Raw genomic sequence first — 16,702 nt, 5'->3', positions numbered from 1 at the left:
CGTCTGACCGCCGGGTGTCGCCCCGGTGACCTGCACGTGGCGCCGGAGGGGGTCGTGGCCTGGTGGTGCGCTGGCGCGGGGGCTGTGCTTTTTCGTGCGCTGCCGGCGGGGGCACGTCTTGCTGGTGCGCTGCCGCGGGGGGTCTCGTCTTGCTGGTGCGCTGCCGCAGGGGGTCTCGTCTTGCTGGTGCGCTGCCGCAGGGGGTCTCGTCTTGCTGGTGCGCTGCCGCAGGGGGTCTTCCCTCGCTGGTGCGCTGCCGCAGGAGGTCTCGTCTTGCTGGTGCGCTGCCTCGGCCGGCGCTGGGCGTGGTCTCCGAAAGGGCCTCGACCGGGCGGCTGGGCGGGCGCTGGGTTGGGGTCTCGGGCTGCGGGTTGCGCTCGGGGTGGACGCACGATGCTGCGTTCGTGTGCTGAAGGCCAAGGATTCTGCGTCTGCTACGGGATCCCGTCACCAACGCAGAAGCGTCCAGCCTCAAGCGCACGAAGGAAGAAGCTTGGGTGCACTTGGGGGTGGGGTGGGCAGCGCTTCTCCCTTCTCGTGGCACGGTCCACGAGAAGGGAGCATCGTTGCCACGTCTGGCCCCGTCGGCGGTGGATCTGCCACCTGTAGAGCGCTCAGAAGGTTGCAGATCCACCGACGGCACGCGCAGACGCAGATTCTTGCGTCCAACGCAGGCCACAGCCCGAGAACCGGCGCCGCCGCCGCTGCCAGCCGCCCGGTCGAGGCCCTTGCGGAGCGCAGGACGAGTCGAAGCCGCGCCAGCGCAGCCCCACCCGAACGAGAAGCCGCAGCCGCGCACCCGCAGGTCGAGCGACAATCCGCTCGTCCGTCCCCCTCCGGACACGGTGTCGCTTTTTTGCCCTGCCGCCATGCGGCCGATTCGGTGGCACTGTCCCCGATCGTCCGGTTAGATAAAACGTATGGACGAAGCCCCCGGGGAGGGCGGGGCGCGGACAGTGACCGCGCACCGCGAGCCGCCCGCCACGACGACCGACCCCGACCGCGCGGTCGAGGCGACCGGACTGCTCGACACCCCCCGCGAGGAGAGGTTCGACCGGTTCACGCAGCTGGCTCGCACCATCTGGGGCGTGCCGATGTCGAGCATCAACCTCTTCGACCACGAGCGGTCCTTCCTGAAGTCGACCGCCGGCATCGACGGGGTCACCGAGATCAGGACGAGCGACACGTTCTGCGAGACCACGCGCGAGCACGACGCGCCCCTCGTGATCAACGACGCGGTGCAGGACCCGGCCTTCGCCTCCCTGCCCACCGTCACCGCCTTCGGGGTCCGCTTCTACGCCGGCCACCCGATCCGCGACCAGCACGGCACGACCATCGGGACGCTGTGCCTCTACGACACGAGCCCGCGCGAGTTCGGCGACCACGACCTCACGATGCTCGAGCAGCTCGCCACCTGCGTGCAGGACGAGGTGCACCTCAGCTCCGACCGCGAGCACGCCACGTCGGTGCAGCAGGCCCTCCTCCCCCGCGGTGTCGCGCCCGTCCCGGGCTACACGTTCGCCGCCACGTGCGTCGCCACCGGCCTCGTCGCAGGCGACGCCTTCGACCACCGCGAGCTCGAGGGCGGGCACTACGTGCTCGTCGCCGACGTCATGGGCAAGGGCACCGCCGCCGCCATCCTCATGTCCGCGGTCCGCACCGTCATCCGGGCGGAGATGCGCCGCTTCGCCGCGACCGACCCGGCCACCCGCGGCCACCTGGGTGGTGTGCTCGAACGCGCGCGCGACGTCGTCCAGGACGACCTGGAGGCCGCCGAGGCGTTCGTCACCATCTTCCTCGGCTGGGCCGACCCGCACACCGGCGTCCTGTCGTTCGTCGACGCCGGCCACGGACTCTCCGTGGTCGTCCACCACGACGGGAGCACCACGACCCTCGGCTCCGACGACCTGCCGCTCGGCGTCGACGCCACGTCCGACTGGCACGAGCAGCGCGTCGCGCTCGCCGCGAGTGACACGTTCGTGTGCTTCAGCGACGGTCTGCTCGACGTCGTCCCCGACATCGAGGTGCCGTCCGCCGCCGTCAGCCGTCTCGTCGCCGCCACGGGGTCGCCCCACCGGCTCGTGCGCGAGGTCGAGCGCCTCGCCCTCGCCGTGCCCGTCCGCGACGACGTGACCGTGCTGGCGGTGCGCAAGGACGCGGCGGAGTGAGCTCACCGCTCTGGCAGGTCCGGCTCCTGGTGGTCCTCACCGCCGTCCTCGGGGTCAACTACGTCCTCTGGCGCTGGTTCTTCTCCGTGAACTGGCCGGCCTGGTGGATCGCCGTGCCGCTGGTGATCGCCGAGACCTACAGCGTCATCGACTCGCTGCTGTTCGGCATGACCATGTGGCGCTCGAAGCGACGTCCCGCCCCACCTGACGCGCCGCCCGACGCCACGGTCGACGTCTTCATCACCACCTACAACGAGCCGCTCGACCTCGTGCAGCGCACCGCCCTGGCGGCTGCCGAGATCCGCCACCCGCACCAGACGTGGATCCTGGACGACGGCAACCGTCCGGAGCTCGCGGCCTGGGCGGAGCAGCACGGCATCGGCTGCCTGCACCGCACCGCCGACTGGGTCGACCGTCCCCGGCACGCGAAGGCCGGGAACATCAACAACGCGCTCATGGCCACGGAGGGCGAGTTCATCCTCATCCTCGACGCCGACCAGGTACCGACCCCCGACATCCTCGACCGCGTCCTCGGCTACTTCGACGACCCCCGCATGGCGCTCGTGCAGACGCCGCAGTACTTCGTCAACGTCGACGACGCCGATGTGCTCGGCAGCCAGGCCCCCCTGTTCTACGGCCCCATCCAGCAGGGCAAGGACGGTTGGAACGCCGCCTTCTTCTGCGGATCCAACGCCGTCATCCGCCGCGAGGCGCTCATGCAGCTCGGCGTCTCGCGCTACGCCGACGAGCTCGAGCGCAGCGTCCGCACCGCCCTGCGGACGGCCCGCAAGATCGTCGACCGTGCGCGATCGGGCGTCGAGGAGTCCGACGCCTCCCTCAGGACCCTGCTCGACAGCATCGACTACGACGCCCGACGCGCCCTGGGCGCGCTCGACCGTGGCGAGGCCGTCGCCGACGTGACGTTCCGGTTCGGCCTGCGCCTGCGCGACGCCGAGCGCGAGGTGGCCCGCTCCGACGCCCGGCTGCTCGCCGACGACGTCGCCGCCATCGCCGCCCTCGAGGACGGGTTGTCGACGGACGGCCTCGACGCGGTCGACGTCGAGGTGCTCGCCGCGACGTTGGAGCGTGACTGGTCGGCAGCCGGGGCGCTCAGCAGCGTGCGACGACTGGTCGACGCGGTCGACGTGTCGCGCCTCGACGAGGCCCAGCCCGTCATGCCCCTCGCGACCATCTCGGTCACCGAGGACATGGCCACCGCGATGCGCCTGCACGGCATGGGCTGGCGCACGGCCTACCACCACGAGGTCCTCGCGCACGGACTCGCCCCGGAGGACATGGCCTCGATGCTCACGCAGCGCCTGCGCTGGGCCCAGGGCACGGTCCAGGTGATGTTCCGCGAGAACCCGCTCGTGCAGCCTGGGCTGTCGTGGCCGCAGCGCCTCATGTACTTCGCGACGATGTGGAGCTACCTGTCCGGCTTCGCCGCCATCGTCTACATCGGCGCGCCGGTGGTCTACCTGATCCTCGGCGTGCTCCCGGTGCAGGCGCTCAGCAGCGACTTCTTCATCCGGCTCGTGCCGTTCCTCGTCGTGAACCAGCTGTTGTTCTTCGTGGTGGGGCGCGGGGTGAAGACCTGGCGCGGCCAGCAGTACTCGCTCGCGCTGTTCCCGGTCTGGATCAAGGCGTTCACGTCGGCCTTCGGGAACGTGTACCGCGGCCGAGCCCTCGACTTCGCCGTGACGCCGAAGACCGTGACGGCCACGGAGGGGCGGCCCCGCTGGGACCTGATCAAGCCGCAGCTCGTCGCCATGGGCCTGCTCGTCGCGGCCCTCGTGATCGGCGGCATCCGCCTCGGCGTGGGACAGGCCCAGCCGCTGGGTACGGCACTGAACGTGGTGTGGGTCGTGTTCGACCTCGTCATCCTGAGCATCATCATCCGGGCCGCGCGGTACCGCGGCAGCGCATCGGTCGAGGAGAGGACCCCCGCATGACCGACATCCACGTCGCCCACACCGAGCGCGGGATCGGGGTCGTCACCCCGGTCGGCCGGCTCACCATGGTCGTCACCCGCCAGCTGACCGAGGCCATCACCGGCCTCGTCGACGGCGGGACGTCGAAGGTCGTCGTCGACCTGGGCGAGACCACGTTCCTCGACTCCTCGGGCCTGGGCGCGCTCATCGCCGGTCTGAAGCGGTGCCGCCAGGCCGGCGGCGACCTGCGGCTCGCCCGACCGACCGAGCAGGTGACGACCGTCCTGTCCCTGACCAACCTCGACCGCGTGCTCCGACCCCGCGCCTCGGTCGCGGAGGCGTTCTGATGGGCGACGTGCACAGCGTCCATCTGGTGCTGGAGGCCGTCCCCGAGCAGGTCGACACGCTCCAGGACGAGATCGCCCAGCTCTGGGAGAGCGTCCCGTCGGTCTCGACGACGGACCGGGTGCGGTTCGAGATGGCGCTCGTCGAGATCTTCGCCAACATCGTGGAGCACAGCGTGCGCCACCACCCCGGCCCGCCGTTGCGCCAGGTCGCGATCCAGCTCGACGTGTCCCCCGGACTGGTCGAGGCGCGGTTCGCCGACGACGGCCGTCCGGTGGGGCTCGACCTCAGCGACGTGACGATGCCCCCGCCGGACGCCGAGGACGGTCGCGGGCTCGCCCTGACCATCGCCGCCGTCGACGCCCTCGCCTACGAGCGCGAGGGCGACATCAACCGCTGGACGGTGACCTGCCGGAGGAACGGGTGATCCTGCGGCGTCTGCTCCTCACGGCGCTCGTCGGGCTCCTCCCCCTCCTGGGCGGAACGCCCGCCCAGGCCGCCGACGTCGTGCCGACGCCGACGGACGGCCCCTACGTGGGGCCCATGCTCGACTGGACCCGCGACTCCGCCGACGACTACGCCGACCGGCTCGGCGTCTCCCCGTCGGTGTACGCCCAGAAGGTGCGCTACCCGCTCGACCGCGACGACCGGGTGTTCCTGCGCCAGTTCGTGCAGCAGACCGCCGCGCACGGGGCGATCGCGCAGCTCACCCTCGAGCCGCGGATCCCGCTGGACGACCTGACGGCGGCCGACGCCCGCGCCGTCGGTGAGCAGCTGGAGACCCTCCACGAGCAGCTCGACACCGAGTTCGTGGTCCGGTTCGCCCCGGAGATGAACGGCACCTGGACGGCGTGGGGGCAGCAGCCCGAGGCGTACACGGCGGCGTTCCGCGAGGCGGCCCGAGGGATCGCGTCGCGGACCGACGCCGTCGAGATGGCCTGGGTCCCGGCGTACGGCGCCGGCTACCCCTTCGGTCGGGCCTACGGCTCGATCCCGGGCTCCGCGCCCCGGCCCCTCGGCCAGCTCGACACCGACGACGACGGTCGGGTCACCGAGGCTGACGACCCGTACGGTCCGTACTGGCCCGGTGCCGACGTCGTCGACCGGGTCGGGCTGGTGATGTTCCGGTTCGGCCGGGCGCAGCCGTTCGGCACCGACTCCGTCCCGGCCTCCGACGAGCTCGTAGCTCGTCTGCAGGAGCGCTACGGCTACGACGACGACACCCGACGTCGTCCGTTCTACGACCGCTTCGCCCGCGACGGACGCTCGATGTCGCTGGAGACCGCAGCAGCCTGGTACGACCGCGGCGACGTCGACGAGCTCGCCGTGAAGTCGGCCTGGTGGGACCAGGTCTTCTCCCCCACCGTCCGGTCCGCCTACCCTCGCCTCGACCTCGTCACCTGGCTCGAGCAACGGCGCCGTGAGGACGAGGCCGACGGTCGCGAGACCGACTGGCGGGTCACGTCGCGTCCCGAGCTCGCCCGCCCGTTCGAGGCGGTCCTGCGCACGGGTGCGACGACCGGCGCCGTCACCCGGGTGGTCGACCAGGAGGTCGCGAACGAGTTGACCGCCGAGTACCGCCAGGCCGACCCGGCCGACGGCGACCCGATGGCCTGGATCGTGGGGTGCGTCGTGCTCGCCGCCGTGCTCTTCGTCGGCTCGGGCCTGGTGCGTCGCGTCGCACCGTCGTGGCGCTACCCCGACGACGGCGGGCTGCGCGACGGACGGGTCGACTTCCTCCGCGGCTGGGTGATGGTCACGGTGGTCGTCATCCACACCGAGCTCGCAGGTCCCTACTCGTTCCTCAGCCGCAACGCGATCGGCGCCATCACCGGGGCCGAGATGTTCGTGCTGCTGTCCGGGCTCGTGCTGGGCATGGTCTACCCACGGACCGTCGAGCGGCTCGGCGAGCGGGCTGCGTCGGCGGCGGCGTGGGCCCGCGTGCGCAAGCAGTACCTGACGGCCCTCGGGGTCGTCGTGCTCGTCTACCTCATCGGGTTGGTGCCGGGCATCAGCGCGACGGTCGTCACCACGTTCACCGACCGCGGCACGGGCACGGGCGGTGGCGCGGCGGCGGGCCAGGTGTACGACCTCTACGCGAACTTCCCGCAGCTGCTCGCCTACCCGCCCCCGTGGTACGCCGTGCGAGGGCTGCTGCTCCTGGAGATGGGCCCCTGGGTCTTCAACATCATGGGCCTGTTCGTCGTGCTCTCGGCCCTGGTGCCCGCCCTCATGTGGTTGCTGCGTCGACGGCTGTGGTGGCTCGTCCTGGTCATCTCCTGGACCCTGTACGGCATCGAGGCCGTGACGAAGGCGTCCGTCCTGCCCTCGCAGTTCGACGCCGTGTTCCCGCTGCTCAGCTGGCAGCTGCCCTTCCTGCACGGACTCGTGATCGGCTACTACCGCCGCCCGATCACCCGGGCGCTGACGAGCCGACGCGGCGTCGCGGTGGTCACGACGCTCGTGGTGGGCTACGCGGTCGTGCTCGCGACGCTGTGGGCGACGCAGGGGGCTCCGTTCCTCGGCATCGTGCGCTACGACTGGCTGTACGAGAACCTCTACCAGCGCATCTACCTGCAGCCGGGACGCCTCCTCGACCTGCTGCTCGTGCTGGTCGTCGCCTACGCGCTGCTGACGGCCGCGTGGAAGCCGATGAACCGCCTGTTCGGCTGGTTCTACGTGCCGATCGGCGCGGCCAGCCTCTACGTGTTCATCGTGCACGTCTTCTTCGTCGTGGCCGTCGCCAACATCCCCGGCCTCGACCGCAGCAGCCCGTGGCAGGGCGCCGTCGTGCACACCGTCGAGCTGGGGCTGATCTGGCTGATGGTGCGCCAGCGCTTCCTGTTCAAGGTCATCCCGACCTGACGGGACGCCGGTGTCCTGACGGCTGGGCCAGCGAATGGCGGCCGACCGTCAGGACACCGTCGTCAGGACACCGTCACTGGGTGACGCGGTAGACGTCGAACACGCCCTCGATGTGCCGCACGGCGGCGAGCACGTGGTCGAGGTGCTTCGGGTCGCCCATCTCGAAGCTGAACTTGCTCTTCGCGACGCGGTCGCGCCCCGTGGTCAGTGCCGCCGACAGGATGTTCACGTGCTGGTCGGAGATGATCCGGGTGATGTCGCTGAGCAGGCGGGGCCGGTCGAGCGCCTCGACCTGGATGGCGACGAGGAAGGTGCTGTGCGCCGTGGGGGCCCACTGCACCGGCACCAGGCGCTCGGGCTGCGAGCGCAGCGACTGCAGGTTCACGCAGTCCTTGCGGTGCACCGAGACGCCCGAGCCTCGGGTGACGAACCCCTCGATGTCGTCGCCCGGCACCGGCGTGCAGCAGCGGGCGAGCTTGACCATGAGGTCGCCGGAGACCCCGACGACGAGCACGCCCGCCTGGCCGTCGCCGCGCGGACGGCGCGAGCCGCTGCCCGGGATGACGGTGGCCTCGGCGAGGTCCTCCTCGGCTCCGTCGCGGCCGCCCGACAGGGCGATGACCCGCTCGACGACGTTCTGCGCACCGACGTTGTTCTCACCCACGGCGGCGTACAGCGCCGAGACGTCGGGGAGGTTGAGGTCCTTGGCGATCGCATCGAGCGTGTCGTGCTTGAAGATGCGGTGCAGCGGCAGGTTCTCCTTGCGCATCTGCTTCGCGATGAGGTCGCGGCCGTGCTCGATCGCCTCCTCGCGCCGCTCCTTGGTGAACCACTGGCGGATCTTGTTGCGGGCGCGGGGGCTCTTGACGAACTCCAGCCAGTCGCGGCTGGGCCCGGCGTCGGGCGACTTGGACGTGAAGACCTCGACGACGTCGCCCGTCTTCAGCTCCGACTCCAGCGAGACGAGCCGTCCGTTCACCCGGGCGCCGATGCAGGCGTGGCCCACCTCGGTGTGCACCGCGTAGGCGAAGTCGACCGGGGTGGCCTGGGCGGGCAGCTGGATGACGTCGCCGCGCGGGGTGTAGGCGTAGACGCCCGCGCTGTTCATCTCGAAGCGCAGGTTGTCGAGGAAGTCGACGGAGTCCTCCGTCTCGGACTGCCACTGGACCAGCTCGCGCAACCAGGCCATGTCGTCGCTGCCCGGCGAGGCGTTCTTGCCGGTAGCCGGACGCGCGCTGCCGTTCTCCTTGTACTTCCAGTGCGCCGCGACACCGTACTCGGCGCGACGGTGCATGGCGTGCGTACGGATCTGCAGCTCGACCGGCTTGCCCTGCGGGCCGATCACGGTCGTGTGCAGCGACTGGTACATGTTGAACTTCGGGACCGAGATGTAGTCCTTGAACCGGCCGGGGATCGGGTTCCACCGCGCGTGGAGCACGCCCAGCACGCCGTAGCAGTCGGCCACGGAGTCGACCAGGATCCGCACACCGACGAGGTCGAAGATGTCCGTGAACTCGCGCTCGCGGACCAGCATCTTCTGGTAGATCGAGTAGTAGTGCTTGGGCCGGCCGCTGACCGTCGCCTTGATCTTCGCGTGCCGCAGGTCGGACTCGACCTCGCCGATGACCCGCTCCAGGAACTGGCCGCGCGACGGCGCACGGTCGGCCACGAGGCGGACGATCTCGTCGTAGACCTTCGGGTGCAGCGTGGAGAACGCGAGGTCCTCGAGCTCCCACTTGATCGTGTTCATGCCGAGCCGGTGCGCCAGCGGCGCGAAGATCTCGACCGTCTCGCGGGCGATGCGTTCCTGCTTGTCCTGGCGCAGGTAGCGCAGCGTGCGCATGTTGTGCAGCCGGTCGGCGAGCTTGATGACGAGCACGCGGATGTCGCGGCTCATCGCGACGACCATCTTGCGGATCGTCTCCGACTGCGCGGAGTCGCCGTACTTGACCTTGTCGAGCTTGGTGACGCCGTCGACGAGCAGCGCCACCTCCTCGCCGAAGTCGGTGCTGACCGCGTCGAGCGTGTACGGCGTGTCCTCGACGGTGTCGTGCAGGAGCGCGGCGCACAGCGTCGGACCGGTCATGCCCAGCTCGGCGAGGATCGTCGCGACCGCGAGCGGGTGGGTGATGTAGGGGTCGCCGCTCTTGCGCTTCTGGCCCTCGTGCATGCGCTCGGCGATCTCGTACGCCTTGCGGATGACGTCGACGTCGGCCTTCGGGTGGTTCTCGCGGTACACCGCGAGCAGCGGGTCGAGCACCGGGTTCTGCGGCGTCGAGCGGCCGCCGATGCGGGCCAGCCGGCTGCGCACCCGAGCGCCCGCCGGGGCGGGGTCGACGCGGGCAGGCTCGGTCGCCGGCGCCACCTCGGGGGCTCCGGCCTGCGGTGTCTCGATGCGATCAGCCACTCACTGCTCCTGTCGTGCCTTCCATCGTAGGCCAGGGGCGGCCACCACCGAAGCGGCGTGTCAGAGGAGCACGTCCAGCAGGGTGGCGGCCGCCGTCAGCACCAGGATGGCGACGAGCACGAGGGCGATGGTGCGGGTGTGTCGAGGGTTCACGGTCTCCGGTCCTCAGTAGCGGCGCAGGCTCACGAGCGGGACGTCCGCGAGCCGCTCGCGGCCTCCGAGCGCCCCGATCTCCAGGACCACGGCGTTGCCCACGACCTCGGCCCCGCAGGTCTGCACCAGCTCGGCGGCCGCGCGCAGCGTGCCGCCGGTGGCCAGGACGTCGTCGACCACGACGACGCGGGCGCCGGGCGCCAGCGCATCGGTGTGGATCTCCACCGTCGCCTCGCCGTACTCGAGCGCGTAGGTGGCGCGGTGCGTGTCGGCAGGCAGCTTGCCCTCCTTGCGCACGGGCACGAAACCGACGCCCAGCTCCAGGGCCAGGGGCGCGCCGAAGATGAACCCGCGCGCCTCGACACCGACGACGGCGTCGGGGCGCAGCCCACGGACGGCGTCGGCCAGCGCGGCCGTCACTGCGCCGAACGCGTCCGGGTCGGCGAGCAGCGGCGTGACGTCGCGGAAGGTGACGCCCGGCGCCGGCCAGTCCTCGACCGGCCGGACGCAGGCGTCGATCGCCGTGGCGGCGTCCACGGAGGTCAGGACGTCTTCAGGTCGACGTCGCACTCGTCCTTGGCGTGCTTCTCGATCGCGTCGGACGCCTTGGTGAACTTCTCGTCGCCGAGCTTCTGGAACTCCGAGGCCAGACCCTGCAGCTTCGTCATGTCGACGCCTTCGGGCAGGTTGCCCGACTGGACCTTCGCGAGGTCGGACATCTTGAGGCCGGCGTCGTCGAGCGCCTTCTCGACGGAGGTGATGCCGTCGTCGAGCACCTTCCAGTCGCTCTTGATGTCGGAGGGGGCCTCGTCGGCGAGCTGGTGGAACGTCTTGAACGCCTCGTCGATCTTGCCGAGGTCGTTGCTCTCGAGCGAGTCGAACTGCTTCGTGGCGGACTTCAGGTCGGAGCAGTAGGCGCTGCTGCCGGATCCGCAGGCGGTCAGGGTGGTGGTGGCGGCGAGCAGGGCGCCGGCGAGGGCAAGCTTCTTCATGCCCGCAAGCATGTCATGCCGACCCTCGGACGGCCCACGGCCCCACGCCGTCACCGTCCGCCCGACCCGCTGCCGCCCTTGCGCGCCGAACGCGGCGGACGGGACGGCTGGCGCCGCTCGCCGGGACCGCGGACGGCGGAGCCCTGCTCCCCCGCAGCCACCGGCTGGGCCTCGTCGGCACCGGCCTGCTCGGCCGCGACCTGGGCGTCCTTCGCCCGCCGGGCAAGCACCCGCTTCGTGTGCGCCTTGACGGCGGGGTCGCGCTCGCGCAGCTGGACCGCGAGCGGCGTCGCGATGCAGATCGAGGAGTAGGTGCCGGCCGCCATGCCGATGAAGAGGGCCAGCGCGAGGTCCTTGAGCGGGCCCGACCCGAGGACGCCCACACCGACGACGAGCAGCGCGAGCACCGGCAGCAGTGCCGTCACCGAGGTGTTGATGGACCGCACGAGGGTCTGGTTGACCGCCAGGTTCGCCTGCTCGGCGTACGTGCGACGGTTCGAGGCCAGCACCCCGTGGGTGTTCTCGCGCACCTTGTCGTAGACGACGACGGTGTCGTAGAGCGAGTAGCCGAGGATGGTCAGGAAGCCCGTGACGGTCGCGGGCGTCACCTCGAAGCCCGACCACGCGTACACGCCGGCGGTGATGAGCACGTCGTGCGCGAGCGCGACGACGGCCGCGAGCGACATCCGCCAGTCGCGGAAGTAGGCGGCGATGAACACGACGACCACCACGAGGAACACGAGCAGGCCGGTGAGCGCCTTGCTGGCCACCTGCTTGCCCCACGACGGGCCGATGAGGTTCTGGCTGACCTCGGTCGCGCCGGCGTCGGTGAGCGCCTTCTCGAGCGTGGCCGTCTGGTCCTGCGTCAGGGCGCGGACGTCGATGCGGATCGTGTCCTGTCCCGAGGTGGTGACGATGGGGTCGCCCGCCTCCGGGACGCCGGCCTCGTCGATGGCGCGCGTGAGCCGGTCGGCGGTCGCGGTGTCGGCCTGCTGCACCTTGGCGGTGAGCTCGACACCGCCCTTGAACTCGATGCCGAGGTTGAACCCCTGCACGACGAAGCCGAGCGTGGAGGCCAGCAGGATCACGACGGAGATCGTGTACCAGAGCCGGCGGCGGCCGACGAAGTCGACCGAGACACGGCCGGTGTAGAGGTGCTGGCCGAAGCTGCTGAGACGTCCCATCAGGCGCGTCCTCCCGTGCGGGTCCGGGCGGGCCCGGACTGGTCGACGGCACGTTCACCGATGCCGAGGTGGGCGGCGTCGAAGCCGGAGAGCTTGTGCCCCTTGCCGAAGAATCTCGTGCTGGCGAGCAGCGACATCAGCGGCTTGGTGAACAGGAACACGACGATGACGTCGATGATCGTCGTCAGGCCGAGCGCGAACGCGAACCCGCGCACCACGCCGATCGCGAAGATGAACAGGATCACCGCGGCGAGCAGCGAGACGCCGTCGGCCGCCAGGATGGTGCGCCGGGCGCGGTCCCACCCCGACTCGACCGCCAGGCGCAGCGACTTGCCGTCGCGCACCTCGTCGCGGATGCGTTCGAAGAGGACGATGAAGGAGTCGGCGGTGATGCCGATCGCGACGATCAGGCCCGCGATGCCGGGCAGCGTCAGCGTGAAGCCGAGCGACTGCCCGAGCAGCAGGACCATGGCGTAGCTGACGGCGGCGGCCATGAGCAGCGAGCCGATGGCCACGAGGCCGAGGCCCCGGTAGTAGAGCAGCAGGTAGCCCATGACGAGCACGAGACCCACGCCGCCGGCGAGCAGACCGGCCTGCAGCTGGCTGCCCGCGAGCGACGGACCCTCCACGGAGACGCCGTTGACCTTGAAGGTCAGGGGCAGCGCACCGTAGGTGAGCTGGTTGGCGAGCGCCTTGGACGACGTCGACGTGAAGCTGCCCTGGATCTGGGACTGCCCGTTGCGGATGACCGCCTGCGACGTCGGCGCGCTGAGCACCTCGCCGTCGAGGACGATCGCGAAGCTCTTCTGCTGCGGGGTGAGCGCGGTGGTGACGGCGTCGAACACCTTGGAGCCGGCGTCGCGCATCGCGATGGAGACGACCCACTGCGACCGCTGGCTGTCGTAGACCTGCTCGGCCTTCTTGACCTGCGAGCCCTCGATCACGGAGGGGCTGAGGACGAAGACCTGCCCGTTGGTCGGGTCGCAGGTGACGAGCGGCCGGCTGGGCACGTCCTCGACCTGGTTGCCGTCCGGGGAGCACTGGAACCCGGCGGCCAGCTGCTGCAGCGCGGCGACGCCGTCGGAGTACTGCTTCGGCAGGGTGGCCGGCGAGTCGGTCTCGGCGGCGATCATCTGGTCGAGCGACAGCTTGGTCCAGTCGACCGCTGACACCGCCTTCTCGGCCTTCGCGCGCGCCGCGTCGTCGAGCGGCTGGCCCGTGGCGCCCTGCGCCTGGGCCCAGACGAGCCGGAAGCGCAGCTGGGCCGTCTTGCCGACCTGGTCGACGATGTTGCCGCGGCGCTCGCCGGGGATCTCGATGATGACCTGGTTGCCGCCCTGGGTGGTGACCTCGGCCTCCGACACGCCCGTGGCGTTGACGCGCTGGTCGATGATGTCGCGCGCCTCGCGCAGCTTCTCCGGCGTCACGTCGCCCGACGAGGCCTCGGCCTGGAGGGTGATGCGGGTGCCGCCCTGGAGGTCGAGGCCGAGGCGCGGCTTCCAGACGGCACCGTCGTCGTGCTTCAGGTCGACGCCGACGAGCAGGCCGTAGAGCGCCACGACCAGCGCGAGGAACAGCAGGAGGGTGCGACGAGGACGCGGGGTCCCGGGTCGGGGCGCAGGTCTGGCCATCAGTCGTTCGGGCTCTCGGGTTCGGGGGTCGGGCTCGGGTCGGCGACCTTCGCGACGGCCTGGCGGTTGACGGTGATCACGGTGTCCGGGGCGATGCGCAGCTCGGCCTCGACGTCGCCGAGGGAGACGAGCTCGCCGTAGATGCCGCTGGCGAGCATGACACGACGACCGGGCTCGAGGGCGGCCTGGGTGTTCTGGTAGTCCTTCTGCCGCGCCCGCGCCGGTCGCATGACCAGCAGGTAGAAGATCACGAGCAGCAGGACGATCGGCAGGAGGCTGTAGAGGTCGGTCACGGGAGATGCTCCGTCAGGGTGGGATGTCGTCCGCAGGGCGGACCTGGCTCAGGGCCAGGAGGAAGTTTAGACACGCAACCAAGCACCGTGGCCCTTCTCATGCTTCCACGAGGGCGTGTCGGGACGGACGTCTGCCCCGTCGTGGGCGCGCCGCGGCTAGGCGTCGTCGAGCGGGAGCTGCGCCGGGTCGGCCGGTGCGGCGAGCCCGAGGTGACGCCAGGCGGCGGGGGTCGCGATCCGACCGCGCGGCGTGCGCGCGAGGAAGCCGAGCCGGACGAGGAAGGGCTCGGCGAGCTCCTCGACGGTCTCGCGCTCCTCACCGACGGCGACGGCGAGCGTGCTGATGCCGACCGGTCCCCCGCCGAAGCTGCCGCAGAGCGCCTGCAGCACGGCACGGTCGAGCCGGTCGAGCCCGAGGTCGTCGACCTCGTACAGGGCGAGGGCCTTGCGCGCCTCGGGGTGGCCGACGGTGCCGTCGCCGCGCACCTGCGCGTAGTCGCGGACGCGACGCAGCAGCCGGTTGGCGATGCGCGGGGTCCCGCGGGAGCGGGAGGCGATCTCGCGGGCGCCGTCGTCGGAGATGGTGAGGTCGAGCAGCCGGGCGGAGCGTTCGACGATGCGTTGCAGCTCGGCGGCCTCGTAGTAGTCGAGCTGGGCGGTGAAGCCGAACCGGTCGCGCAGCGGCCCGGGCAGGAGCCCTGCGCGGGTGGTGGCGCCGACGACGGTGAACGGCGGGATCTCGAGCGGGATCGCCGTCGCGCCCGGGCCCTTGCCGACGACGACGTCGACCCGGAAGTCCTCCATCGCCATGTACAGCAGCTCCTCGGCGGGCCGCGACATGCGGTGGATCTCGTCGATGAAGAGGACGTCGCCCTCGTCGACACCGGACAGGATCGCGGCGAGGTCGCCCGCGTGCTGGATGGCGGGACCGCTGGTGAGGCGCAGGTGCGCGCCGAGCTGGTGGGCGATGATCATCGCGATCGTGGTCTTGCCCAGGCCGGGAGGACCGGAGAGCAGGACGTGGTCGGGTGTGCGGCCTCGCTGCTGCGCGGCCTCGAGCACGAGCGAGAGCTGCTCGCGGACCCGCTCCTGGCCGACCAGCTCCTCGAGGGTGCGCGGGCGCAGGGCGGCGTCGAAGGCGCGGTCGTCGGGCGTGGCCTCGGCGAGGACGGCGTCGAGGTCGGTGAAGGAGTCGCGGTACTCGTCGTGCACGCCGCTCACGCCTTCGACAGGGATCGCAGGGCGAGGCGCAGCAGCTGGCCGACGTCGGGCTCGTCGCCCGCGGAGTCGGCCACGGCGTCGATGGCGCGCTCGGCGTCGCGCGAGGACCAGCCGAGGCTCTGCAGCGCCTCGAGCACCTGCGCCCGCCACGGTTCGCCTCCACCGGTGCCGCCGGACGTCGCGACGGGTGCCGGGCCGACGCGGTCCTTCAGCTCGACGACGATCCGCTCGGCGCCCTTGCGGCCGATGCCGGGCACCGACGTGAGCACCGCGTGGTCGGACTCGGCGATGGCGCGACGCAGCCGGTCGGGGGCGAGGACGGCGAGCATCGCGAGCGCGACCTTGGGCCCGATGCCGCTGGCGGTCTGCACCAGCAGGAACATGTCGCGCTCGTCGGCGTCGGCGAACCCGTAGAGGGTCAGGGAGTCCTCGCGGACGACCAGCGTGGTGGCGAGCTGGGCCTGCTCCCCCAGCCGCAGCCGGGCGATGGTGCCGGGCGTGCAGTGCACGAGGTGGCCGAGGCCGGCCACGTCGATGACGGCGGAGTCGAGCGAGAGGGCGGCCACCTGGCCGCGGACGTGGGCGATCACCGGAGGGACTCCTTGCGCTGGGCAGCGGCGTGGGCCTGCTGCAGACGGTTCTGCGCGCCGCCACGCCAGATCTGGCAGATGGCCAGGGCGAGCGCGTCGGTGGCGTCGACCGGCTTGGGCGCCTCCGCGAGACGCAGCAGCCGCACCACCATGGCCGCCACCTGCGCCTTGTCGGCGCGCCCGCTGCCCGTGACGGCCGCCTTGACCTCGCTGGGCGTGTGCAGCTTGACGTCGACCCCGTGCCGGGCGGCCACGAGCATCGCGACCGCGCTCGCCTGCGCGGTGCCCATGACGGTGCTGACGTTGCTCTGGCTGAACACCCGCTCGACGGCCACGACGTGCGGCCGGTGCAGCCGCACCGCCTCCTCGAGCCCCTGCTCCAGCCGGTGCAGACGCCGGGCGGTGTCGAGGTCGGCCGGCGTGCGCAGCACGTCGACGTGCACCATCTCCAACGGCCGACCGACGGAGCCCTGCACGACACCGAGACCGAGCCGCGTCAGCCCGGGATCGACCGCGAGCACGCGCGTGGGGGAACGCATGTTCGAACGATAACCCGCAGCCGCGACGCCGCGCCGGACGCCACGCCGGGGTCGGGTGGGGTGCTGCCGCAGGGGGGCTCGACCTGCTGGTGCGCTGCCGGCGGGGGTCCCGACCTGCTGCGGCGCTGCCGCAGGAGGTCTAAGCGTGCTGCTGCGCTGCCTGGGCCTTCGCTGTGTCTGGTCTCCGAAAGGGCCTCGACCGGGTGGCCGGCGACCGCGCTGGTCTGGGGTCTCGGGCTGTGGGCCGGTGCTGGGGTGGACGCAAGATTCTGCTTTCGCGTGGAACGGTCCACGCGAAAGCAGAATCTTTCCGACGCGGCCCCCTCTATCGGTGGATCTGCAACCGCAGAAGCGCTCCTGCGGGTGCAGATCCACCGATAGGA

14 protein-coding genes are annotated in these 16,702 nt (G+C 71.3%); 5 read left to right on the top strand and 9 right to left on the bottom strand.

All coding sequences use genetic code 11. From position 1 onward, the window contains the following. Window positions 1-920 precede the first annotated feature (920 nt). From QE370_RS12770 to opgC, 5 genes are read left to right on the top strand one after another with little or no spacing between them, the layout of a single operon-like run. Window positions 921-2,168 (top strand): SpoIIE family protein phosphatase, encoded by a 1,248-nt coding sequence (locus QE370_RS12770; RefSeq protein ID WP_309634570.1) that lies wholly within the window; start codon window positions 921-923, stop codon window positions 2,166-2,168. After that, the gene (locus QE370_RS12765) at window positions 2,165-4,120 is read left to right on the top strand and encodes a glycosyltransferase (protein ID WP_309634569.1); all 1,956 of its coding nucleotides are present in this window, start codon (window positions 2,165-2,167) and stop codon (window positions 4,118-4,120) included. Before QE370_RS12770 ends, QE370_RS12765 begins: the two co-directional genes overlap by 4 nt. After that, window positions 4,117-4,446, top strand: coding sequence for an STAS domain-containing protein (locus QE370_RS12760; RefSeq protein ID WP_067857905.1), 330 nt, complete (start codon window positions 4,117-4,119; stop codon window positions 4,444-4,446). Before QE370_RS12765 ends, QE370_RS12760 begins: the two co-directional genes overlap by 4 nt. Next, entirely contained in the window at window positions 4,446-4,871 is a 426-nt protein-coding gene (locus QE370_RS12755) for an ATP-binding protein (RefSeq protein WP_253023009.1), read from the top strand. Before QE370_RS12760 ends, QE370_RS12755 begins: the two co-directional genes overlap by 1 nt. Beyond that, window positions 4,868-7,309, top strand: a complete 2,442-nt coding sequence (opgC, locus tag QE370_RS12750; RefSeq protein WP_309634568.1) for an OpgC domain-containing protein — start codon at window positions 4,868-4,870, stop codon at window positions 7,307-7,309. The genes QE370_RS12755 and opgC overlap by 4 nt, the downstream gene beginning before the upstream one ends. A 73-nt stretch (window positions 7,310-7,382) precedes the next feature. Here the strand turns inward: opgC and QE370_RS12745 are convergent, their stop codons facing one another. The 9 genes from QE370_RS12745 to QE370_RS12705 form a co-directional block, all read right to left on the bottom strand. Further along, window positions 7,383-9,716: a bifunctional (p)ppGpp synthetase/guanosine-3',5'-bis(diphosphate) 3'-pyrophosphohydrolase gene (locus QE370_RS12745; protein ID WP_083516382.1), complete on the bottom strand. Its 2,334-nt coding sequence runs from the start codon at window positions 9,714-9,716 to the stop codon at window positions 7,383-7,385. Between the two features lie 165 nt (window positions 9,717-9,881). Then, window positions 9,882-10,406 (bottom strand): adenine phosphoribosyltransferase, encoded by a 525-nt coding sequence (locus QE370_RS12740; RefSeq protein WP_253023005.1) that lies wholly within the window; start codon window positions 10,404-10,406, stop codon window positions 9,882-9,884. A 5-nt stretch (window positions 10,407-10,411) separates the two neighbouring features. Then, window positions 10,412-10,861 (bottom strand): hypothetical protein, encoded by a 450-nt coding sequence (locus QE370_RS12735; protein ID WP_253023003.1) that lies wholly within the window; start codon window positions 10,859-10,861, stop codon window positions 10,412-10,414. 50 nt (window positions 10,862-10,911) lie between these two features. Continuing rightward, window positions 10,912-12,045: a protein translocase subunit SecF gene (gene secF, locus QE370_RS12730; protein WP_253023002.1), complete on the bottom strand. Its 1,134-nt coding sequence runs from the start codon at window positions 12,043-12,045 to the stop codon at window positions 10,912-10,914. Beyond that, complete coding sequence (secD, locus tag QE370_RS12725) at window positions 12,045-13,676, bottom strand: protein translocase subunit SecD (protein ID WP_253023001.1); 1,632 nt, start codon at window positions 13,674-13,676, stop codon at window positions 12,045-12,047. The genes secF and secD overlap by 1 nt, the downstream gene beginning before the upstream one ends. Beyond that, window positions 13,676-13,969, bottom strand: a complete 294-nt coding sequence (gene yajC / locus QE370_RS12720) for a preprotein translocase subunit YajC (protein ID WP_067857924.1) — start codon at window positions 13,967-13,969, stop codon at window positions 13,676-13,678. The genes secD and yajC overlap by 1 nt, the downstream gene beginning before the upstream one ends. A gap of 156 nt (window positions 13,970-14,125) precedes the next feature. Continuing rightward, window positions 14,126-15,181 carry a Holliday junction branch migration DNA helicase RuvB gene (gene ruvB / locus QE370_RS12715; protein ID WP_067861586.1) on the bottom strand — a complete coding sequence of 352 codons (1,056 nt, stop codon included), beginning with the start codon at window positions 15,179-15,181 and terminating at the stop codon, window positions 14,126-14,128. A gap of 5 nt (window positions 15,182-15,186) precedes the next feature. Beyond that, window positions 15,187-15,780, bottom strand: coding sequence for a Holliday junction branch migration protein RuvA (gene ruvA / locus QE370_RS12710; RefSeq protein ID WP_253023000.1), 594 nt, complete (start codon window positions 15,778-15,780; stop codon window positions 15,187-15,189). Beyond that, on the bottom strand, window positions 15,777-16,319 hold the full coding sequence (locus QE370_RS12705; protein ID WP_253022999.1) for a crossover junction endodeoxyribonuclease RuvC: 543 nt from the start codon (window positions 16,317-16,319) through the stop codon (window positions 15,777-15,779). Before QE370_RS12705 ends, ruvA begins: the two co-directional genes overlap by 4 nt. Window positions 16,320-16,702: the final 383 nt, after the last annotated feature.

This window comes from Aeromicrobium sp. SORGH_AS_0981, assembly GCF_031453195.1.
Classification (GTDB): domain Bacteria; phylum Actinomycetota; class Actinomycetes; order Propionibacteriales; family Nocardioidaceae; genus Aeromicrobium.
The sequence above is the reverse complement of the archived record's forward strand: the minus strand, read 5'-3'. Positions and strand labels throughout refer to the sequence as shown.

Coding starts and splice junctions, on each gene's coding strand:
- secF (WP_253023002.1), bottom strand. CDS start 12,045: ATGGGACGTCTCAGCAGCTTCGGCCAGCACCTCTACACCGGCCGTGTC.
- QE370_RS12755 (WP_253023009.1), top strand. CDS start 4,446: ATGGGCGACGTGCACAGCGTCCATCTGGTGCTGGAGGCCGTCCCCGAG.
- QE370_RS12770 (WP_309634570.1), top strand. CDS start 921: ATGGACGAAGCCCCCGGGGAGGGCGGGGCGCGGACAGTGACCGCGCAC.
- secD (WP_253023001.1), bottom strand. CDS start 13,676: ATGGCCAGACCTGCGCCCCGACCCGGGACCCCGCGTCCTCGTCGCACC.
- QE370_RS12760 (WP_067857905.1), top strand. CDS start 4,117: ATGACCGACATCCACGTCGCCCACACCGAGCGCGGGATCGGGGTCGTC.
- QE370_RS12735 (WP_253023003.1), bottom strand. CDS start 10,861: ATGAAGAAGCTTGCCCTCGCCGGCGCCCTGCTCGCCGCCACCACCACC.
- QE370_RS12705 (WP_253022999.1), bottom strand. CDS start 16,319: ATGCGTTCCCCCACGCGCGTGCTCGCGGTCGATCCCGGGCTGACGCGG.